This window comes from Syntrophotalea acetylenica, from assembly GCF_001888165.1.
Classification (GTDB): Bacteria; Desulfobacterota; Desulfuromonadia; order Desulfuromonadales; family Syntrophotaleaceae; genus Syntrophotalea; species Syntrophotalea acetylenica.
This window is the reverse complement of record NZ_CP015455.1, coordinates 27,663-46,866: the sequence shown is the minus strand read 5'-3', so window position 1 is coordinate 46,866 and position 19,204 is coordinate 27,663. Positions and strand designations below refer to the sequence as shown.

22 protein-coding genes are annotated in these 19,204 nt (G+C 57.8%); 4 read left to right on the top strand and 18 right to left on the bottom strand.

Annotation, left to right across the window (positions count from 1 at the left end; genetic code table 11):
* Positions 1–130 precede the first annotated feature (130 nt).
* Complete coding sequence (gene radC / locus A6070_RS00265) at positions 131–814, bottom strand: RadC family protein (protein WP_072286530.1); 684 nt, start codon at positions 812–814, stop codon at positions 131–133.
* A 190-nt stretch (positions 815–1,004) separates the two neighbouring features.
* Between radC and A6070_RS00260 the strand changes: the two genes are divergently transcribed.
* Positions 1,005–1,955 (top strand): patatin-like phospholipase family protein, encoded by a 951-nt coding sequence (locus A6070_RS00260; protein WP_072286529.1) that lies wholly within the window; start codon positions 1,005–1,007, stop codon positions 1,953–1,955.
* 3 nt (positions 1,956–1,958) lie between these two features.
* On the opposite strand, the gene A6070_RS00255 is transcribed toward A6070_RS00260, so the two are convergent.
* Both A6070_RS00255 and A6070_RS00250 read right to left on the bottom strand, forming a co-directional pair.
* Entirely contained in the window at positions 1,959–2,408 is a 450-nt protein-coding gene (locus tag A6070_RS00255; protein ID WP_072286528.1) for a CBS domain-containing protein, read from the bottom strand.
* Positions 2,409–3,056: 648 nt separating this feature from the next.
* On the bottom strand, positions 3,057–3,371 hold the full coding sequence (locus A6070_RS00250) for a hypothetical protein (RefSeq protein WP_072286527.1): 315 nt from the start codon (positions 3,369–3,371) through the stop codon (positions 3,057–3,059).
* Between the two features lie 140 nt (positions 3,372–3,511).
* On the opposite strand from A6070_RS00250, the gene A6070_RS00245 reads away from it, so the two are divergent.
* The gene (locus A6070_RS00245) at positions 3,512–4,366 is read left to right on the top strand and encodes a LysR family transcriptional regulator (protein ID WP_158513990.1); all 855 of its coding nucleotides are present in this window, start codon (positions 3,512–3,514) and stop codon (positions 4,364–4,366) included.
* A 13-nt stretch (positions 4,367–4,379) separates the two neighbouring features.
* Here the strand turns inward: A6070_RS00245 and A6070_RS00240 are convergent, their stop codons facing one another.
* Entirely contained in the window at positions 4,380–6,536 is a 2,157-nt protein-coding gene (locus A6070_RS00240; protein ID WP_072286525.1) for a cation:proton antiporter domain-containing protein, read from the bottom strand.
* A gap of 235 nt (positions 6,537–6,771) precedes the next feature.
* Positions 6,772–7,311 carry a THUMP domain-containing protein gene (locus tag A6070_RS00235; protein WP_072286524.1) on the bottom strand — a complete coding sequence of 180 codons (540 nt, stop codon included), beginning with the start codon at positions 7,309–7,311 and terminating at the stop codon, positions 6,772–6,774.
* Positions 7,312–7,468: 157 nt separating this feature from the next.
* Between A6070_RS00235 and A6070_RS00230 the strand changes: the two genes are divergently transcribed.
* Entirely contained in the window at positions 7,469–7,897 is a 429-nt protein-coding gene (locus tag A6070_RS00230; RefSeq protein ID WP_072286523.1) for a regulatory protein GemA, read from the top strand.
* A gap of 141 nt (positions 7,898–8,038) precedes the next feature.
* Here A6070_RS00230 and A6070_RS00225 read toward each other — a convergent pair whose 3' ends face one another.
* The 4 genes from A6070_RS00225 to cmoA all read right to left on the bottom strand — a co-directional run bounded on the left by A6070_RS00225 (position 8,039) and on the right by cmoA (position 10,756).
* Entirely contained in the window at positions 8,039–8,608 is a 570-nt protein-coding gene (locus A6070_RS00225) for a flavin reductase family protein (RefSeq protein ID WP_072501912.1), read from the bottom strand.
* A 185-nt stretch (positions 8,609–8,793) separates the two neighbouring features.
* Positions 8,794–9,048 (bottom strand): 4-oxalocrotonate tautomerase DmpI, encoded by a 255-nt coding sequence (gene dmpI / locus A6070_RS00220; protein WP_268807515.1) that lies wholly within the window; start codon positions 9,046–9,048, stop codon positions 8,794–8,796.
* Positions 9,045–10,019, bottom strand: coding sequence for a tRNA 5-methoxyuridine(34)/uridine 5-oxyacetic acid(34) synthase CmoB (gene cmoB / locus A6070_RS00215; protein WP_072286520.1), 975 nt, complete (start codon positions 10,017–10,019; stop codon positions 9,045–9,047). The genes dmpI and cmoB overlap by 4 nt, the downstream gene beginning before the upstream one ends.
* Positions 10,016–10,756: a carboxy-S-adenosyl-L-methionine synthase CmoA gene (gene cmoA / locus A6070_RS00210; RefSeq protein ID WP_072286519.1), complete on the bottom strand. Its 741-nt coding sequence runs from the start codon at positions 10,754–10,756 to the stop codon at positions 10,016–10,018. The genes cmoB and cmoA overlap by 4 nt, the downstream gene beginning before the upstream one ends.
* A 156-nt stretch (positions 10,757–10,912) precedes the next feature.
* Between cmoA and A6070_RS00205 the strand changes: the two genes are divergently transcribed.
* Positions 10,913–11,458 carry a hypothetical protein gene (locus tag A6070_RS00205; RefSeq protein WP_072286518.1) on the top strand — a complete coding sequence of 182 codons (546 nt, stop codon included), beginning with the start codon at positions 10,913–10,915 and terminating at the stop codon, positions 11,456–11,458.
* 308 nt (positions 11,459–11,766) lie between these two features.
* Here the strand turns inward: A6070_RS00205 and A6070_RS00200 are convergent, their stop codons facing one another.
* The 9 genes from A6070_RS00200 to A6070_RS00165 all read right to left on the bottom strand — a co-directional run bounded on the left by A6070_RS00200 (position 11,767) and on the right by A6070_RS00165 (position 19,195).
* Positions 11,767–12,096, bottom strand: coding sequence for a zinc ribbon domain-containing protein (locus A6070_RS00200; RefSeq protein ID WP_072286517.1), 330 nt, complete (start codon positions 12,094–12,096; stop codon positions 11,767–11,769).
* A gap of 100 nt (positions 12,097–12,196) precedes the next feature.
* Positions 12,197–12,706 (bottom strand): rubrerythrin family protein, encoded by a 510-nt coding sequence (locus tag A6070_RS00195; RefSeq protein WP_072288051.1) that lies wholly within the window; start codon positions 12,704–12,706, stop codon positions 12,197–12,199.
* 242 nt (positions 12,707–12,948) lie between these two features.
* On the bottom strand, positions 12,949–13,554 hold the full coding sequence (locus A6070_RS00190; RefSeq protein WP_072286516.1) for a hypothetical protein: 606 nt from the start codon (positions 13,552–13,554) through the stop codon (positions 12,949–12,951).
* Positions 13,555–13,898: 344 nt separating this feature from the next.
* Positions 13,899–14,255, bottom strand: a complete 357-nt coding sequence (locus A6070_RS00185) for a hypothetical protein (protein WP_072286515.1) — start codon at positions 14,253–14,255, stop codon at positions 13,899–13,901.
* 244 nt (positions 14,256–14,499) lie between these two features.
* A complete protein-coding gene (locus A6070_RS00180) occupies positions 14,500–15,249 on the bottom strand; it encodes a response regulator transcription factor (protein WP_083558572.1) in 750 nt (249 codons plus the stop codon).
* Positions 15,246–16,670 (bottom strand): sensor histidine kinase, encoded by a 1,425-nt coding sequence (locus A6070_RS00175; protein ID WP_072501910.1) that lies wholly within the window; start codon positions 16,668–16,670, stop codon positions 15,246–15,248. The genes A6070_RS00180 and A6070_RS00175 overlap by 4 nt, the downstream gene beginning before the upstream one ends.
* A 65-nt stretch (positions 16,671–16,735) precedes the next feature.
* Positions 16,736–17,632 carry an MBL fold metallo-hydrolase gene (locus tag A6070_RS00170; RefSeq protein WP_083568929.1) on the bottom strand — a complete coding sequence of 299 codons (897 nt, stop codon included), beginning with the start codon at positions 17,630–17,632 and terminating at the stop codon, positions 16,736–16,738.
* On the bottom strand, positions 17,629–17,763 hold the full coding sequence (locus A6070_RS16230; RefSeq protein ID WP_269085277.1) for a hypothetical protein: 135 nt from the start codon (positions 17,761–17,763) through the stop codon (positions 17,629–17,631). The genes A6070_RS00170 and A6070_RS16230 overlap by 4 nt, the downstream gene beginning before the upstream one ends.
* Positions 17,764–17,818: 55 nt before the next feature.
* Positions 17,819–19,195: a DegQ family serine endoprotease gene (locus A6070_RS00165; RefSeq protein WP_072286512.1), complete on the bottom strand. Its 1,377-nt coding sequence runs from the start codon at positions 19,193–19,195 to the stop codon at positions 17,819–17,821.
* Positions 19,196–19,204 lie beyond the last annotated feature (9 nt).

Genomic DNA, 19,204 nt, shown 5'->3' with positions numbered 1-19,204 from the left:
GCCCAAGTCCGGTGCGTTCAAGACCTGTCGGATTGGGCCTGCAACAGAAAAAAAGACCGGGTTGCCCCCGGCCAGCTTTCCGAAAATACGCTAAAGCATAACATGGCCTGCAATCCTGAGGCAACCGCTGCTAGAGGAGGCCGCGGTCCGCGAGGCTGACATAGCCTTCGCTGCCTATGATGATGTGATCGAGAACCCTTACTCCCATCAGGTCGCCGGCTTCCCTGAGGCGTTGCGTGATTTCGAGGTCCTCGCGGCTCGGTGCCGGGTCGCCGGAGGGGTGGTTGTGAACGAACAGCACCGCCGCAGCCGATTCGCGCACCACCGGCCCGAAGACCTCACGGGGATGGACGATGCTGGCGGTAAGGCTGCCTTCCGAAATGGCGACTTCGCGCAGCAGCCGATTTTTGCTGTCCAGCAGTAGTGCGATGAAGCGTTCGCGCTTGTGATCCCGCAGGCGTTCATGAAAGTGAGCGAAAACCGCCTGCGGCGTGGTGTAACGCTCTCCCGGTCGTAGCGGGTTGCAACCGAAGCGGCGCGCCAGTTCGAACACCGCCAGCAACTCCGCGGCTTTCGCCGGACCGATACCGCGCATTTTCAGAAGTTCGGGAACCGTTGCCGCGCCCAGTTTTCGCAGACAGCCAAAACGCTTCAGCAGGGCTCGACCCTGCTCGAGGGCGTTGCTGCCGCTCGATGCATCGCCGTTGCGCAGGACAAGAGCCAGCAGTTCCGCTTCGGTCAGGGCTTCCGGGCCGCGGCTCAGCAGTTTTTCCCGTGGGCGTTCATTTTCCGGCCAGGTTTTGATGGCGGGCATAGGGTCTTCCTTGTTGAGGGGAAAAACATTCTGACAAAATAAATTAATTTTATCAAATAGAAAATTCTGTTGTGCATATGGCGGCTAATCGCATCGGGACCGGAAGTCAGGGGGATCGAGGCATGTCACCTTCTTTTTCTGTCGCAGGTGTGATACGGTTAATGCAGGTTCTTTATGGCAGGAGGAAGGCATGTTCAGAAGGCCCAAGGTAGCTCTGGCTCTTGGCGGTGGCGCGGCGCGCGGACTGGCGCATATCGGCGTTCTTGAAGGGTTCGAAAAGCACGGATTGCCCATCGATATGATTGCCGGTACAAGCATGGGGGCGATCGTCGGCGCCATGTATGCGCTGGATCCATGTGCTGCGCGTCTCAAGGGGCGTTTTCAGGCATATCTCGACAGCGAAGAATTCAGGGAAACGCGATTCAATCAGCTTGCCGATCAGGAAGAGGCGGAGGCCGGCCTTTTCGACCGGCTCCTGCAGCTTGCGTGGAAGGGTATCTTTTATACCCTGGTCGCGACGCGCCGATCCTATTTCGGCGCCACCACCTCGCAGCAGAACTTTGCCCTGATGATTGACGATGGCACCTTCGAGGATGCGCGGCTGCCTTTTTGTACAACAGCCCTGGATCTGGTGTCCGGCGAGGAAGTGGTTTTTTCGCAAGGCTCTTTACGGCGCGCGGTATCTGCAAGTTGCGCCATTCCCGGCCTGTTGCCGGCGGTTCATGATGATGGCAGGATCCTGGTCGACGGCGGATGGATTGATGCGGTGCCGGTGGCGCCCGCTTTGCGTCTGGGTGCGGAGGTCGTGATTGCCGTCGATGTGACCCGTTCCCTCGATCCCTGCGGCGAACTTGGCAGTGCCATTGAAATTATCGGACGCGCCGACAGCATCGCTCGCTGGAGATTGGGTCTGGAACGCTCCCGTCACGCCGATCTTGTGCTGTGTCCTCGGAACAACGGCAGCCATTGGGCCGATTTTTCTCAATTCGAAGAGGCCGTGGCAGCGGGTGTGCAAGCGGTCGATGCACAGCTTCCGGATCTCAGACGGGTGGTCTTCGGTCAAACCTGGGGCGACCGGTTGCGCGGTTTTTTTCGTGGCACAAGTTCGCCATCCGGCACAGCGGTGCACCGGCGAGGGTAAGCGTCATGGCTGACGATCGGTTTCCCGTCGCTGCTCCCGGCCGATCAGTACCACCAGATCAGCCAGCTGCTCGGCAATCAGATCCAGAAGGTCGTCCATGGTAATGATGCCGATCAACGTGTTGTTGGCTGCGATCACGGGCATGCGCCGGATGCCTTTGTCGCGCATGCGTTTGATGGCTTCGAGCAGGCTTTCCTCTTCCCTGGTCGTGATCAGGTCGAAACTCATGACATCGCCTACCAGCAGGCTCTCCGGGGCGACCTCGTTGGCCAGAACTTCCACCACCAGGTCGCGATCGGTGAGAATTCCGACCGGGTAGCGCTGCCCGCTGCGTTCCTCAACCACCACCACGTCTCCCACGTGATGATGGCGCATCAGTCTGGCAGCCTCGGATATGGGCTTATTGCGATCCATGATGACCACGTCGCGATTGCACACCTCTCCAACCCGCATACGTCGCTCCTTCCTCGCGCCTGTTCTGGCGGCGTCAATCCGCAGGCTTGCTTTTGCGGCGCACGGCTGTAAGCCTTCGCACAACCCCTTGATTTCCTCGCCGCAACGAAAAATTGCCGGTTTCCCAACTGGATACTTCGCCGTGTGCATCCGGTGGTTTCGAACGGACACGCATTAACGGAGCAAAGGGTTCCCTTCCTAAACAGTTAACATCCTTCGACGGATCGTCAACCGCTGGCAGGGCCGGAATCGGAACTTGTCAGCCGGAAGCGAGCTTGGGGGTGTTGCTGGCAGAGTGTTATTGAAAAAGAAAGTCAGAAACCAAGAGGAAAGAGGAGAGGGCATGCGGCCTGCAGTGAAAACCCGGCCCTTAAAAAATTTCTCTGGAAAAAGCCAGGAGACAGGATGATAGTTGCCGTGTAGTGGCAGGTGCTTGAAGCACTTATTTCACGGGCGATATCACGTCTGGGTTTCCAGAACGTAGCGAGGCATTTTGCCCCGCATGATCGGTGTCATTCATCCGTTGCGTCGCCGTTTTCAGCAGCCAATACTTCTCAGGGGGCCGAGCGCACGGTGCGGTTTTGCTGCCTCATGCAATAGCCGCGGAGGAAAACAGTCCGGTCATGAGCATGTCTCCAGCTACCCATGTCAGCTGTCGGGCCGACCGGCACCCTTGCCGGCACCGTGAATGCCAAGGCTGAACCGGTGCGGGCCAGGCACGCCCCGGGAGATGAATGCAACCTTATCCCCGGAATGGATCACATGATCGAGGGCATACACGAGATGGTTGACAAACACGCCCTCTATCTTATCCATGGGTAATTCAAGCTCTTCGGCGATTTCCTGGGCAATGCGTCCTTCCGGCGGGATGTAGAGATGCACTCTGGGGGCAAGTCCCTTGGCTTTCCGGGCCGAATGCAAAAAACCAAACATGCGGATTTCGGTGTTGGGTGCGGGGTCCATGGTGATGCCTCCTCGGTCCATCGATTGTGAAAGGCTTTTTTGTCTCTATGCCAATATAGGTTCTTCCGGGAATCACGTCAAATGATTATAATTGACGCACAATATCACCTTTTGAGATGGGAAGCATGGATTCCAACGGAATGAAAATTTTTTTGGCGGTTGCCGAGCAGGGCAGTGTCTCAGGAGCGGCCGAGCGTCTGCACTGTGTGCAGTCAAATGTCACGGCCCGTCTCCGCAAGCTCGAAAAAGAACTGGGAACGCAGCTTTTTTACCGCACGCGCAAGGGGATGTCTCTTTCTCCGGCCGGAGAACTGCTGTTGCCCTATGCCCGTTCCGTGGCGCATCTGCTGCACGAGGCCCGGACAGCGCTGGTGCCATCCGTCGTCCCGCAGGGGCCACTGCGCATTGCGGCCATGGATTCGGCGGCGGTCGTGCATCTGCCCTCGGTGCTGGCCGGCTACCATCGCCTTCACCCGGAGGTCGATTTGCAATTGACGACCGGTGCCAGTGGGGAACTGATCGAAAAGGTTCTCGATTATGCCGTGGATGGTGCTTTTGTCGGCGGCCAGTTCGATCATCCGGAAATTGTGGGTCAGGAGGTGCTGTGCGAGGAGTTGGTGCTGGTTTCAAGCAGGGCGGAAAACCCTCTGCAGGGGACCCAGGATCTGGCGATTCTGGTTTATCGCCGCGGTTGTTCCTGTCGCTGCAAGCTGGAAGACTGGCTGTCCGATATCGGCCGTTCACCGGCCCGGGTCGTGGAGATGGGGGCACTCGATGCCATACTCGGCTGTGTCGGCGCCGGCATGGGTATTACCCTGCTGCCCCGCAGTTTTGTGATGCGCGAACCTTTCAGGTCCCTGGTATATGTACATGCCGTGCCGGCGCCCTTTGACCGACTGCCGATACGGTTTGTGCGTCGGCGCGATGTTCCGCCGCCCCCTGCCATGCAGGCATTTTTAGAGTTTTTGCCGGCTCATATGAGCCCTGCGGTTTGATCAATCGAGGCAATCAGAGCGGAGCACGGTTTTTCAAAGCGTTTACGGATTCGGCCTTTCCTATTACGATAAGGCAATCACCGGCAAGCAATCGCTCGTCGGGGTTGATGGTCGTGATCTGTTCCTGTCCCCGGCGGATTCCGACCAGGGTTGCGCCATACCTCTGGCGGAAATGGAGATCCGCCAGGGATTTTCCCGCAATTCCGGAGTGATCCGCGACCGGGATGCCGGCAATCTCGAAACGGTCGGTATCATCGGTATAGCATTGCAAGGCGTGCTGATTGAGGATGGTTTCCGCTTCCTTGAGGCCGCCGGGGTGCCCCATGATCAGCAGGCGGTCCGCCGGGTAAATGCGAAAATCCGGCTCGAACTCGTAAAATATCCGGCCCCCCCGGCTGATCGCCAGCACCGAGGTTCCCGTTGCCGACAGCGGAATATCCTGAATGGTCTTGCCGGCCAGCACCGCATCCGTCTTGATCCGCACCTCGACAAAGGAGAGGGGCCAGTCGATGGATTCCGGCAGAAAATCCATGGCGTAGGTGAGCGCATCGGCGGCTTGCTCCGTCGCATCCCGAAAAGGGCGCAGAACCAGGTGCGCGCCGGCATCTTCAAAGGCCGCGGCTTCCTGACCGGTGGTTGCCGTCAGCGCCACCTTGCCGCTGAAGCCGTCTTTTTTGAGATTGTGGATCAGGGCCAGATTCATCTCTCTGGACCGGACGGTGCTGACGACCCAGCGGGCTTTTTGCAGGGGCAAATGCTCGTGCATCTCCGGGTCGGCCATGTCGCCGTAGACAACTGGCACGCCGCGTTTGCGCCATTTGTCCAGAGCGACAGGGTCGAAGTCGACTCCCAAAAGGTTCTTGCCGCGACGTAAAAGATAATCGACAAGACCGCTTCCGTAATTCCCCAGACCCACCAGGACCACATCCACGGGCAAGCTTTTTTCGAGGGTGTCCCTGGCAGCTTCCCGGTACGGGTTGCTTCTTTCAAAAATCCGCAGGGGATTGGCAAGCAGCCGATAGAGTTGCCCCGAGTACAGAATCATGTACGTAGAGATAGAAATGGTCACAACGCCTACCAGGGTGATAAGCCCCATGGTTTCTTCCGAAATGTGGCCGATGGCAAGGCCCAGGGCCGCGACGATCAGCGAAAACTCGCTGATCTGGGCAACCGTGAGTCCGGCCAGCAGCGCGGTTCGGCGGCGATACCCCATATACCCCATAATGGCCAGTACGATCAGCGGGTTGCCGACAAGCACGAAAGTCGACAACACCAGAGATTCGCCCAATTGAGACCCGACCATGGACCAGTCAAGCCGTGCGCCGAGGTCGATGAAAAAAAACAGCAGAAGAAAGTCCCTCAGGCTTGTAAGCCGCGCGCCGATCGAATCGCGAAAAGCGGTGGAGGCCAGCGACACACCGGCCAGAAAGGCCCCGACTTCTTTACTGAAGCCGAGCATTTCGCTGGCCGCGCCAAACAATACGGCCCAGGCGATGGCAAAAAGGCTTAACAGTTCAATGGAGTGGGCAAGCCGTCCTGCCAGTTGCGGGATGACGAATTTCATCAACAGGGCGGTGGCTCCCAGCAACCCCAATCCTTTCGCTGCGATCAGCAGCACCTGCAGCAAGGAAGCACCGTTGCCCGAGGCGGAGGCGGTTCCCAGGGTGGTGAGACCGACCAGGGCGAGAATCGCCGCGATATCCTGCACAATCAGAAATCCCAGTGCGATCTGGCCGTGCAGCGAGTCGATCTCCTTTTTGTCCGACAGCAGCTTGACGATGATGATGGTGCTTGAAAAGGTAAGCGCGACGGCGACATAAGCGGCGTTGAGCCAGGCCATGCCCAGTGCAAGGGCGATCAAAAACCCGATCAGGGAGGTGAACAGGATCTGTCCGAGGCCGGTGGCGAGTGCTACCGGGCCGGTGGTGCGGATCAGGGTCAGGTCGAGTTTCAGTCCGACGATGAACAGCAGCAGGGCGATGCCGATATGCGCCAGCAGTTCGATCTGTTCATAACTGTGAATGATCCCCAGAAAGGACGGTCCGGCCAAAATGCCGGTGGCCAGGAACATGATGATCAGCGGCTGACGCAATTTCTGGCCAATCATGCCGGTCAATGTCGCCAGACCCAGAATCGCGGCAATTTCTACAAAGGCGTTGGCATGGGGCATTTTCGGGCACTCCTGGGGATCGTTATTTGAAAACGCAAGCAACTTCGGTCTTCCCGGTGCAGGGAAAACCGCCTTCGATTGTAGCAGGCCCTGTTTCAGAGGAAAAGCTCATGATGCACGCCGGACGCGAAACGGGGCAAACCGCCGGAATTACCGGCACACGGATTTGCAGGAAACCATGGCAGGTAGTGATTGCCTGGTCTGGTAAATAGCGGGCGTGTGGGGAGGCCTGACTTCAGGCAACGTGCACAAAGGGATAGCGATGGGACAACGTGCGGGTGATGAAGCCGATGCCGCAGCGGTTGCCGACCGTCTCGATGGCCAGCACCGCGTCCGGGGATTCAAAGTCGATCTGCCCGGAATGCCCCAGGTCGGCCAGTTCGTCGAGGATGAAATTGTCCAAAGCCTGTTCTATGTCCGGGGAAACGATCTGTCCCTTGAGCCCCCGTCTTTCAAGGCGCACATAGAAACGATGCTCGCTCATTTGCGGCAGGTAAGGGCGGATGGCCTGGCAGGCTTTTGCCAGAAAGTCGTCCAGGTCGAAAGTGAACACCTTGTCCAGTGGCACGATGCGGCTTATGTCCTCAAAGGCGATAAACCGCTCCTGGCGCTGCTGGTGGATCGTTTCCAGGAAACGTTGGACATCCGCCACCCGTCCCAGGGCGACGCCGTGAAATTCGGTCTTGTGAAACTCGCCGTATGATGCGAGTTCCTCCAGCATCTGGCGGTAGTGTCCATCCTGGGCCATGGTGACAAGCACGTTGAATTCCCACATAAACCATCCCTCCCGGCTGTTATCTCAGTGTAGCCAAGGTGGCGCGGATGGCAAGCATCGAATTTTCTTGTAGCTGGAGGCCTGGAGCTGGCAATGCCAGAGGCGTTGCAACGGTTTTTGCTATACTTCGGGGATACTGAACGGGAGGCGCGTTTCCATGTCCGAAGTTTCCAATGATCGTGAATACCGCAGGCGGGCCTTGGCCAAGATTCATATCGCCAAAAAAGAGCTTGGGCTGAGCGATGAGGATTATCGTGAGCTGGTGCGTTCCGCCGTGCCCGGCAAGGAATCGGCAGCTGACCTGACCGATGGCGAGTTGCGCCAGCTTCTCGACCGTCTGGCGCAGCTGGGGTGGCGGGCACGGCTGCCAAGGGTCGCGGAACGTCCCCTGCCGCCGATGGTCTGGAAGGCGCGCGAACTCTGGCTGCAGTTGTACCGCGCCGGCAAGGTGCAAAACCCGAGCTGGGCGTCCCTGGGAAGGTTTGCCAAGCGCATGACCGGAGTTGGCGATCTGCGGAGCTTGGACGTGAAACAGGCCACCGTGATCATAGAGGCCCTCAAGCGGTGGCTGGAGAGGGCGGGGTGACGCGAAACGGGGCTGGGCCTTCCACCGTAACGGCCGCAGAGTTCGCCAGGAGGATTTTTTTTGGGGTGATCGCTCCCGGCGAACCCTGCATGTTTCGCGGTAAATTCTACTTCGTATCCATCCGGAAACTCCGGATCAAAACTACTTCAGTTCCTTACCGATACTGAAGGCCTGTCCCAGATAGCCTCCGACGCCATGGTAATTGCGCAGCACTGGCGTGAAGATTATCGGTCGCACCTTTTCGATATGAGGATAGCCTTCGGGAGAAAGGACCGATTTATCCGCTTTGACATCCATGATCTCGCCAATGAACAGGGTATGCCCTCCGACCGCAACGGACTGCTGGAGCCTGCATTCCAGAATCAGGGGAAACTGTTCGACGTAAGGCGCGTCAACCAGTTCGCTTTTGACCGGGGTCAGGCCGGTGGCGGCGAATTTGTCGGTATCGCGGCCGGAGGCGATGCCGCAGAAGTCTGCTTGCCGTGCAAAGCCTTCGGTAGCGACATTGACGGTAAAGGCCTTGCGGTCGAGGATGCTGTCATGGCTGTGGGTAGCGGGACGCAACGCCACGGAAACGCAGGGTGGTTTGGAGCAGCAGATGCCGCCCCAGGCGACCGTCGCCAGGTTGGGCTGGCCGGCTTCATCGAAGGTGCCGACCAGCCATACGGGGGTCGGCTGTGCCAGGGTGTTGGGGCCGAGAGATTTCTTCATGGTTACCTCGCGTGTATTTCGAAGGATAAAAATCAGTTGCTGAAGAGCGCGCAGAGCTGCGGAAAAATGCCGGAAAATCCGAAACGGTTTTCCCGCCCCTCTTTACTCATACAGAAATGTCGAGCGGTGCGTGGTTTTATTCCGCGCGCGCCGCGGTCGCCCCGGTAAAATCGTCAGCCATTTATTTACCGGGTCAGCTTGTTCAGGGGCACTCCGCCGACACCGATGTTTTCGATGGGGTTTTCATCGATAACGACGATGAATTTTTCGGCCGGAATGCCGGTCGCTCCGGCTGCGGCTTCGGTCAATCTGGCGATCAGTTGTTCCTTGACTTCCGGACTGCGGGGGGAAATGGTGAGAGTGATAATCGGCATGCTGTCCTCCTTAAAAAAATTGGTACGGTTCCAAAAGAGGTTATGAGGATGCCGGAGGCATGTCAAGACCGGGTGGCGACGATTGCCGCCCGCAGGGGCGCCTGGTAGCCTTCGACGGTTTTGGCCGGATCGCCGGGAGTGAGGAAATCGGGCAGCGATTCCGTATTCACCCAGGATGTGGGGCGTTGTTCCTCTGTGGTGGTCCAGGTACGGTCGATGCAGCGGATATTTTTAAAACCGGCTCTGGCCAGCCAGGCTTCCAGACACGGCACGGTTGGCAAAAAGAAGACGTTGCGCATTTTGGCGTAGCGATCACGGGGGCACAGGGCCAGGTCTTCATCGCCATCGAGGACCAGTGTCTCCAGCATCAGCTCGCCGCCGCTACGCAGCAGCGAAGCCAATTGTTTGAGGGCGTCGTGGGGCGACCGCTGGTGATAGAGGACCCCCATATGAAAGACCGTGTCGAAGTAGCCATCCATGGGCGGCAGCTCCTCCAGTTTGAGCGGCAGGCAATGCACGCGCGGAAGCTGCATCCAGTGCTGCAACAGCACATACTGGCAGAACAGCGGCGGGTACGGTTCCAGGCCGAGGGCCAGCCGGGGGGCGGCGTCGGCCATGCGCATCAGATAGTAGCCGCAACTGCAGCCGATATCCAGGACCCGCCGGCCGGGAAGCGAGGCCATGTGGGGTGCGATGCGTGCCCATTTGAGATCGGAGCGCCATTCCGTATCGATGTCGATGCCGAAGATGCGAAACGGTCCCTTGCGCCAGGGTCGAAACCCCATGAGAATATCGAACAGAGCTTTGCGCTCATCCTCCGAAACATCTTCTTTTGTGCCGATAACGATCCGGCCGTCTTCGATCGAAATTTCGGAGGGTCGGATGCCCGGTACCTGCGCCATGAGTTTGCTCAGCCGCCGTACATTGCCGTCGATACACGCCAGATAGTGTCCTTTTGCCGCGATCAGTTCCTGCAGCGACGGCTGCCAGGGGCCCGGGCCAATGGCATGGACAGCGGCGTTCAGCAGGTCGATCATAAAGCATCCTTCAGGGCGATAAAGCTGGCAAAGTTGAACCATTTAAGCCAGATATCGACAGCTTTGAAGCCGACCCGCGTCAGCCTTTCCAGGTGCGATTCAACGGTTTCCGGGATCAGAACATTTTCCAGCGCTTCGCGCTTTTGGCTGATTTCCATTTCCGAATAGCCGTTTTCAGCCTTCAGCCGGTAATAAAAATTTTGCTGCATCTGGCTGAGTCCGAGGTGGGCATGCACGGTCTTCTCCGTCAATAGCAATATTCCGCCTGGCACCAGCGCCCTGTGGATACGGCTCAGCAGTTTGCGGCGGTCATCCGGTGGAATAAACTGCAGGGTCAGGTTGAGGATCACCACCGAGGCGTTGCTCATCTCAACCTCGCGGATGTCGCTGCAACTCAGATCAATGTGTGCTCCCTGCGGCAACTTTTCCATGTGTTCCCGGCAGACCCTGATCATCGGCTCGGAATTATCCACACCGATCAGGGTAAAGGACTGATCGCCTTCTTTCATGGACGCACCGATGGCCAGCTCCAGGTTGCCGGTGGAGCAGCCGAGATCGTATATGCGTGTTCCGGATCGATAATAATGGGCGGCCAGCTGAGCCTGGCGGCAGATCAGTTCCCGATAGCAGGGCACCGAACGGCTGATCATGTCATCAAACACCTGCACCACCGAAGCATTGAACTCGAAGGGGGGTACCGGCTTCTGCGGTCGGGAAAACAGGGCGTCTTTGGTCATGGGCAACTCTTTTTCGTGTTGATGGGCCCCTGTGAGAGCCGCAGGGGATTATAGCAGAGATGAAAGGACCCGACAGTTAATTTTATCCGTTTGCATGTCGGTGCTGGAAGTTTACAATAATGAGGAAAGAGTATCTTTTCCCAAAGGAGGTTTGTAATGTTCAGGCATTTTGGGTACGTGGCTCTGGTGTTGGCACTGGTGGCGTTTGCCGCAACCCCGGTACGGGCCGGTCGTGGTGGCGGTCAGGGCGGTGGCGGAGGATGGGAAGAGTCCCCTTCCAATCGGCAGTCGATGGAGGGCGCCACCCGAGGTCTTGAGCGCGCCGGTGAGCGTCGTGCCGAGCAGGCTGAAGAACATGCCCGTAGTGAAGAGCATGCCGGTTCCCGCGACATGAAAATGGACAAGGAAAAAATCAAGGACAAGGCCGGCAAGGGCGATAAGGAGTCTCTGAAGAACATGGATCGTGACCGCGAGCGGTTGCATGACGTGGCCGAACCGAAGGACAAAGTGAAGGAAAAGGCCAAAGAAAAAGCCGCGGGCGGATCGGACGACAGGGATGCTGACCGGGACAGGGATCGCGATCGGGATCGCGTGATGGACGAGGATAAGGCTGCCGGAAAAGGGAGCAACAGGCCTGCGGGGCAGGATGCCGACGGTTCCGACCGCGGTAAAAAGCGCTGGTGGTGGCCTTTCGGCGAATAAGAAGGATTCCGATGCTGATTGACAATCTCAAACATGGAGTCCTTTCCAAAGGAGGCAGTGTGGTGAACCACTGACCATCGGTTATCCCTCCGCCAGCACAGGAATTTCTGTGATTTTCTCGCGGGGATGGGTCTGGTTTCTACCCCAGAGACATCCCCGTCCTTTTGGACGGGGATGTCTGCACCAGGATGCTGCAATAAAATATCAATGCACTTTTCAAAACTTCAAGTAACTGGGTTGTCATGAAGACAGACCGGCTTTTGAGGGGTATGCCCTCCTGATGTGGCATGGCGGGACGGCAGGTACCGTCAGCGGCACAGGTTGGTGCCGCAACGGGGGCAGGTCAGGGCGCTGGTAGTCGGGACCTTGTGGCCACAGGTAGGACAGTTGAACCAGAATTTGCAATAGCGGCACTGTTGTTCGTTCAGGCCCTGCTTCTTGCCGCATTTGGGGCATTGACGGTACATTTTTCGTTGGCTCAGGTAATCGGCGAATAACAATCCGCAGCGTGGGCACTCTTCCTTGCCGGGGCTGATGGTGGCACCGCAGGTCGGTAGCGGGCAAACGAATACGGTTTTGCAGGCACTGCACCAATACTTGCCTTTTTTTTCTTCCTTGCACACAGGACACTTTTCCATAACATTCCCTCGGGAAAGGCCGGAGGTGACTGATCCCAAAAAATATCGGGTGACCCGCCGAAGCGGACCACCCGATGAGATCACGCTTTGTTGATTACGATCAGTCTATCTTGAAGAAGGCGACTTTGCCAGCCTTGCAGACGGTGCACGGATCCTGCGGCTCAGCCTCAAGGGTGTTGCCGCAAACCTTGCACACCCAGTAATCGCATGTCACGTTTTGGCCGAGGTCTGCCAGGGCTTTTTCGTAGAGTCCGGCATGCACTTTTTCCACCTCGTTGGCATAGCTGAAGGTGCGCTCCGCCGCCTTGAAGCCTTTCGCCGCCGCTTCCTTGATCATGGGCGGATACATTTCCTTGAACTCATGAGTCTCCCCGCCAACAGCTTCCTTGAGGTTCTCGAGGGTTGATTTTATGCCGTCCAGGGCGCGCAGATGCGCATGAGCATGCACGGTTTCCGCCGCTGCCGCGGCACGGAACAGCTTGGCGACCTGGGGGTACCCCTCCTTGTCGGCCTGTTCCGCAAAAGCCAGGTATTTGCGATTGGCCTGGGATTCGCCGGCAAAAGCCTCAAGGAGATCCTGTTCGGTTTTGGTGCCTTGCAGATCGGACATATGCATGAGCCTCCTCTGTGAATGTGGGGGTGAAAGACGGAACACAGCTGGCTCCATTCTCATAAATTATCCCGGGCCTGTCAACCTCCTCGTCAAGATCCGCAGAGAGATACGCACGGATTCGTAAAGATGGGGGCCGAGAGCATCGGCCACGAAGGCCTTGGCGTTTAAGCGTGATGATGGCAAGAATTTGAAAAGACAGAGATTTTTGATCGGTGTCATAGGCAGGAACCGGCGGCGTTTCAGGCTCGGCGAGGATTTTTGCTGCGTGTCTGTTTCAATCGGATCAAGGCGGATTCGACTTTGGCGAAAGCCGGACTCTTACGATCCATTTGTGCCAGATTCAATTTGAACTTCTTGGCCATTTCATTCACCACCGCCAGCGGTTCGGGGTTGGCTTTATCCCATATCGGGCGCAACTCGCGCAGAAAAATATTGGCTGAAGCGGGCTCCATGCCTCTCAGGGCGGTCAGGCGGTTTTCGAGGTCCCGGGGGCTTTCGGCCATGCTGTGCAATGTGTTGAGACTGCCCTGGTAATATTGCTGCAGGGTACCGCATGTTTCCATGATATGGCTTGCAGTCACTCCATCGTGGCGGACATAGCCGCCCTCGCGCATGACCGGGTGTACAAGATAGCTCCATCCTGCCCGGGTGATACTCAAGGGATCGAGGAGTCGGTATTTCTGGAAAGTCCGGTAGGTTTTTCGTGCAATGTCCCTCGATACCGGTCCGCCGAATAGCAGGGTAGCCAGCAGCCATTTGAAAAGTTCGTGATCTTTGCCGCTTTGCAGATCGATGCCGAGTTCTTCGGAAAACAGGGGAAAGGTCAGCAGTTCCTGGATAGTCATGCCTTCTCCTTGGGCAAATTTATTATTTTCGTTTAAGCATGCATGGAACATGCCGTAATCATTAGCTAAAAACTATTCCGACAATGCCTCGCGCGGGGCTGGCATTTTTCGCTTTCTGCCTTGAAAGGCAGGACTGTTCGCCGGCGAGTATCCATCCGGAAACTCCGCATGAAAACCAGCGAGGAAAATGGGGGAACGGTGGCTCCGGGAGAAGCTTTTTCGGGAAGGATATTTTGGCCGGTTTAACATGAGAACAGACGGGGCAGGGCAAGGCGATCCGGAGCATGACTGTTTTTGCCGCTGCCGGCGGTGATTTCACGGAATGCGGGGTGACACGGCAGGATTCATCTGCTTCGATGGGGCGCGAGGGAGTACATCGCCATATCGATCCCACAGCGTCGACAGGTCGTTTTGCCGGCCTGCAGGCTATTGCAGTAAGGGCATACCCTGTCCTCCGGAGGAATGGTTGACGACATCGGCTCGACCCGGCACAGGGCACCGGCTTTTCGGAACAGATTCCAGCAGCGCCAGGCGGCTTTGGCGTCGACGCCGGAGCGCACCACGGGTTCTTCCGAGAAAAAGCGTTCCAGCGCCGCGGGAGGAAAACAACGCATTTTTTCAAGATTTGCGCGTACCTTCCGGTGGCTCATTCCCGGTGCGAGGCAACCTGTAAAAACAACCTTGAAGCGGTTTATGTTCATGTACTTTTCCCTTATGCGCCGATGCGAAAAAACTCTCGTCTGTCAATCCGGAAGAAGTCTTCGGGCATAAAAGAATGTATCATATTATAATTTAAAAAAACAAATAAAAATAATTGTTAATGACTAAGGGGGTGTCGCGGCGGGCTTTGCAGCGAAACAGGAATAAAACAGGAACCAAAGGCCGATCGGAGCCATGTGGTTTTTTTGATTGGAAAATCGGAAGGTTATGCTGCCAGCGGGAGGATCAGGCGCCGCGGCCGCTCTTGAAGCGTTTCAGCCAGATCTGGAATTCCTTTTCCTCATGTTCCAGCTCGAAAGCGTTGATCAATCCGCGGCGCAAAGCGACGGCCACGGCGCGGTTGCGAAGATTGAAGGCATCCCCGAATTTATCGCCCTGAAACTGTTCCTGGTCGACGCCAAGTTTGCTGTACAGGGAGTTAAGGCGGCTCTGCACGCCGCGTCGCGACAGGTAGCGCCGCTGTGCGATGAGATTGTCGGTGAGCCCCAGGGAGATGTCGAGCAACGCTTCGAATTCGATATCGGAGAGCGCCGTCTGGCTGTGACCGGCCCGGCCCTGGACCTTGCGTACTTCAGGGTCGATCCAGCATTGTTCCTCAAGTAGAACGGTTTGGATGGCGGACAGGATGCGGTCGCGCGGGTTGGATTTCAGGATGTAGCCATAAACAGTCTCCGGCGGTACGATGCGCGACAGGGTACGGACATACATTTCGTCCTTGAACTGGCTCCAGAATACGATGCGTGCCTGTGGTTTGCGTTGCCAGAGGTTGCGGGCCAGTTCAATGCCGTTCATTTGGGGCATCTGGATATCGCTGATCAGCAGAGGTTGCTCCTGGTGCAGGGCCAGTTCCAGCGCGGCCATGCCATTGGGCGCGCGATCGACCACGCAGGAACCCTCCCAGCTTTTGATCAGCTGTTCGAGAAATTCAAAATCCCGTGGGTTGTCTTCCGCTATGATGATATGCACCTGCGTCATTCTTGTCCGCCTTCCCGGGTGTTTGCCAGGACTGGCAAGGTTAATTCAAAGCGGGTGCCGCTGGAAAAACGGGAATTGCACCAACGGACCTGCGCGCCGATGGTTCGTGCGCGCTCACGAATATTGTTCAGCCCCCTGCCAGCGCGCAGGGCAACCTCTTCAAGATCGAAACCAATACCATTATCCTCGATGGACAGAACCACCTGGCCCCCACAGAGGTTGAGGTTCACCTCGTAACGGGACGCCCGCGCATGTTTGATGACATTGTGGATGGCTTCCACCGCGATCCGATACAGGGTCAGCTTCTGTAGCCGCGTCAGGTTGGCAGAGTCGACCGCGGGACAGATATACAGGTGGTATTCCGGCATATCTCCTTTGCCAAGATGCCGCTCAAGGTGGGATTCAAGGGCCGCGCCGAGACCAAGGATGTCCAGCGTCTGCGGATGCAGGTTGTCCATAAGCTGGCGCAGGTTGGCAATCGCCCGCAGCAAATCTTCTTCGAGGGTGCAGACTTCGTTTTTGAGGTCCCCTTCCGCCGGCAGGCTTTGCAGCCCGCGCAGAATTCCGGACAGATCGCAGAGGGTCTGGTCGTGAATATCCATGGCGATGCGCCTGCGTTCCTCTTCCGCGCCTTCCAGCAGTTTTTCCGTGCCCACCACCCGGATCAGCTGGTCGGTCATGTGATTGATGGACAGAGCCAAGTCATCGAGCTCATCGCGAACCGTATCCGGCGCGGGCGGCGGTTTGAGGTCGCCGCGCACGATGCGGCCGGCACTGTCGCTGAGGGTCTGCACGCGGCGCAGAATGCCGCGGGCAAAAAACAGGGACAGCAGCACACCGACAGGAATGGCGGCACCCAGCACGATCACGGACACCAGGGCCGCCCGGTCGGTCAGTTTGTCCAGGTCGTTGCTGTTGGGTGGCGGCGAATCCTTGCGCATCTTTCGGGTCTGATCATTGAGGCCGACCATGTGCGGCCGCAGCTGTTCCAGGGCCGCGGTGAATGCCCATACATTGAATGCGTCCTTGTCGGGATACAGGGCTTCGACGGCGCGCATCAGGTCCTGCCCCTGGCTTTCGGAAAGGGGCATGTATGTGCGCACGCGATCAAGGCCGCTGACAAGGTGGGCGTAAGCCTGGTCGAGATCTGCGAGCAGCGCATCCAGATTATCGTAGCTGGCCTGGCCGTTTTTAACCAGATCCTGGTACTGGCGAATCGCATCCTCCATTACCCGGGCGGCAATGTTGGCCTCGGTAATGCCCATGAGGATCGCACCGATCCCTTCGGCCTGTTCGCGTTTATGGGACAGATCCATATAGGTGTACTGCAGAAAAACCAGTAGCAGGGTCATCAGCAGCAACACCGCCGCGGGCGCAATAAGTATCTGATGTTTGAGGGTCAGGCGCATGGTCCGCAACATACCATAAAGCTGGCGCCGATGCACTGTGCTTCAGCACAGCCCGAGAGCGCACATTTAACGAGTCTTCATTCGGAAAGGTCCGGTTTTTGTCGGGGTGCCGCCGCCCCGCGAAAGGCGGCCCAGGCTTCCTGCTCAAGCTCTTCCGGGCAGCGTTGATAGCGCGGCGAATGGTGAAAAACCTTCAGCCGCCCCACCCCGGCCATCCGTGCCAGCCGTCCGGCCTGCCAGGCGGTAAGGTGGTTGCGCTGACGGGCCCTGTCCAGATCACGATGAGCGAACATGGCTTCAATGGCCAGCAGGTGAACGTTTTGCGCCAGTTGCAGAATCCTTCGAAAATTGCCATATACCGGAGAGCAGTCCGTGACGTAGACGATTTTCATGCCCGGTTCGGTAGAAGCGATGTGCGCCCGAAGCCAGCCCAGCGATAGCTTGCGGGTGCGACCGCCGTCAAGCGGTACCGAAACGGCGACATCGGGGTCGGTGCCCCGAAAAACAAGGTCTTTGAAGTGGCCAAGCCAGGGTCCGGGATGGAAACCGTGGCGATGCAGGGCGTCTTTGTGGATGGCGATGTGTATCGGTTCTTCCAGGGAGAAGGCCAGCGAATCGATGTTCCCGTGCGCAAGGCGCACGGTCCGGACCTGGTACCATGGGTTCTGATACAGAAGGCCGTCGTGGCAGGGCAACAGGCGCTCGGACCGCGGCCGGAAAGCCTCGGCAGCCGGGAAGACGACTTCCCTGATGCTGTTACCCAGCCATTCGCGCACCTTGAGTACAAAGGGATAACCTTCGACCAGGTTCCAGGTGTAGCTTTGCAGTCGTGCCGCAATCTGGGCCGCCAGCCCCTTGGGGCCGTATAACAGCAGATCGATATCCCTTGCCAGGAAGGTGCGCAACAACAGGTCGAAGCCTGCCAGGTGATCGATGTGGGCATGGGACAAAAACACCAGCCGCGTCTTGATCAATGCGCCGGGGGCAGTGCATGCAGATCGCCGCAGTCGAAAAGCAGCGCCTCGCCGCGGTGGGCGAGGCGCACGTGCAAGGCCGGGTCGCCAAAGGGGCCGTTGACCAGTCGGGGGAAAAAAACCGATCTCACCGATGGGCCCTCCTGACTGGAAGAGAGAAAAAGGAAGGGGGATTGCCGATTCAGGCTATCGGGTCCGGACCGTTGCGTAAAGGGTCTGATCCCGCCGCTGGACAAGCAGACGCACCAGCTGGTTGCTTTTTGAGTTTCCGAGCAGGGCGTGCAGGGCTGCCGCGGACTCTACTGGCTCGCCGTTCAGCTCCAAAATCACATCTCCGGCGTGCAAGGTGCCGGCGGCGGGTCCATCCGCCTCGACGGCGGCAACCAGCACGCCCTTTTCAACGGACAGCCGGTAGCGGGATTTGATCTCCGGCGTGATGTCGATGACGGACAGGCCCAGAAGGTTTTTGCTTTTGGCGACTTCCCTTTTTGCCGGCTGCTGGTCCCGGTCCTGGGTGCCAATGGTGACGCTGGCTTCTTTTGTGCGCCCGTCCCGGAAGAGTGTCATGCGCGCCTTGGCGCCAACCGGCAAGGCCGCTACGATTCTGGGCAGATCGCTGAGGTTTTCAAGGGTCTGTCCATTGATTTCAAGGATAATGTCCCCCCGCTGCAGACCGGCTTTGCGGGCTGGCGAATCGTCCTCCACATCAGTGACCAATGCACCCCGGGCCTTTTTCAGGCCAAAGGATTCAGCCAGCTCCTCGGTTAGCTCCTGAACCGTGACGCCGATCCAGCCCCGCACCACATGGCCGGTTTCCCGAAGCTGCGGGATAATGCTTTTTGCGGCGTTGATGGGTATGGCGAAACCGATGCCCTGACCTCCGGCCACAATGGCCGTATTGATGCCGATCACCTTACCGGCTTCGTTGAACAGCGGACCGCCGGAGTTGCCCGGATTGATGGAGGCATCGGTTTGAATGAAATCGTCATAAGGCCCGGCGCCAATCACTCTGCCTTTGGCCGAAACGATGCCGACCGTGACGGTCTGCTCCAGGCCGAACGGGTTGCCGATGGCCATGACCCATTCCCCGACCTTGAGTGTTTCGCTATTCCCCATTTCGGCGACCGGAAGTTCTTCCTGTCCGACGTCGATCTTGATCAATGCCAGGTCCAGCTTGGGGTCGAGTCCCTGTACGGTGCCGTTGAATTCCCGGCCGTCGGAGAGGCGCACCTTGATGACGTCAGCGCCGTCGACGACGTGGTCATTGGTAAGGATATAACCATCGGCAGAGATGATGAAGCCCGATCCCAGGGAGCGTTCCTTGCGGTCCATGGGCTGGCCTCGGAAAAACCTGTCGAAAAATTCCTCGAAAAATTCATTGTAGGGGGACGGCTGCCCGGGGAAGATGGGTCGTTGAGGGCGGATGGTTTTGGAGGTGCTTATGTTGACGACCGATGGTTTCAGGCGGATCGCCAGCTCGGCAAAGTCGGGTACGGCAAAAGCCGGTATGGCAGTCAGCAGCAATGCCACAAAAACGGACAAGGAACGGAACAAGGTCTTCATGGATGTCAT

Coding starts and splice junctions, on each gene's coding strand:
- A6070_RS00175 (WP_072501910.1), bottom strand. CDS start 16,670: ATGTTGCGGACCATGCGCCTGACCCTCAAACATCAGATACTTATTGCG.
- A6070_RS00200 (WP_072286517.1), bottom strand. CDS start 12,096: ATGGAAAAGTGTCCTGTGTGCAAGGAAGAAAAAAAAGGCAAGTATTGG.
- A6070_RS00190 (WP_072286516.1), bottom strand. CDS start 13,554: ATGACTATCCAGGAACTGCTGACCTTTCCCCTGTTTTCCGAAGAACTC.
- cmoA (WP_072286519.1), bottom strand. CDS start 10,756: ATGACCAAAGACGCCCTGTTTTCCCGACCGCAGAAGCCGGTACCCCCC.
- A6070_RS00230 (WP_072286523.1), top strand. CDS start 7,469: ATGTCCGAAGTTTCCAATGATCGTGAATACCGCAGGCGGGCCTTGGCC.
- A6070_RS00260 (WP_072286529.1), top strand. CDS start 1,005: ATGTTCAGAAGGCCCAAGGTAGCTCTGGCTCTTGGCGGTGGCGCGGCG.
- A6070_RS00165 (WP_072286512.1), bottom strand. CDS start 19,195: ATGAAGACCTTGTTCCGTTCCTTGTCCGTTTTTGTGGCATTGCTGCTG.
- A6070_RS00195 (WP_072288051.1), bottom strand. CDS start 12,706: ATGTCCGATCTGCAAGGCACCAAAACCGAACAGGATCTCCTTGAGGCT.
- A6070_RS00245 (WP_158513990.1), top strand. CDS start 3,512: ATGAAAATTTTTTTGGCGGTTGCCGAGCAGGGCAGTGTCTCAGGAGCG.
- A6070_RS00180 (WP_083558572.1), bottom strand. CDS start 15,249: ATGACGCAGGTGCATATCATCATAGCGGAAGACAACCCACGGGATTTT.
- A6070_RS00250 (WP_072286527.1), bottom strand. CDS start 3,371: ATGGACCCCGCACCCAACACCGAAATCCGCATGTTTGGTTTTTTGCAT.
- radC (WP_072286530.1), bottom strand. CDS start 814: ATGCCCGCCATCAAAACCTGGCCGGAAAATGAACGCCCACGGGAAAAA.
- A6070_RS00185 (WP_072286515.1), bottom strand. CDS start 14,255: ATGAACATAAACCGCTTCAAGGTTGTTTTTACAGGTTGCCTCGCACCG.
- A6070_RS00240 (WP_072286525.1), bottom strand. CDS start 6,536: ATGCCCCATGCCAACGCCTTTGTAGAAATTGCCGCGATTCTGGGTCTG.
- A6070_RS00205 (WP_072286518.1), top strand. CDS start 10,913: ATGTTCAGGCATTTTGGGTACGTGGCTCTGGTGTTGGCACTGGTGGCG.
- A6070_RS00235 (WP_072286524.1), bottom strand. CDS start 7,311: ATGTGGGAATTCAACGTGCTTGTCACCATGGCCCAGGATGGACACTAC.
- A6070_RS00225 (WP_072501912.1), bottom strand. CDS start 8,608: ATGAAGAAATCTCTCGGCCCCAACACCCTGGCACAGCCGACCCCCGTA.
- A6070_RS00255 (WP_072286528.1), bottom strand. CDS start 2,408: ATGCGGGTTGGAGAGGTGTGCAATCGCGACGTGGTCATCATGGATCGC.
- cmoB (WP_072286520.1), bottom strand. CDS start 10,019: ATGATCGACCTGCTGAACGCCGCTGTCCATGCCATTGGCCCGGGCCCC.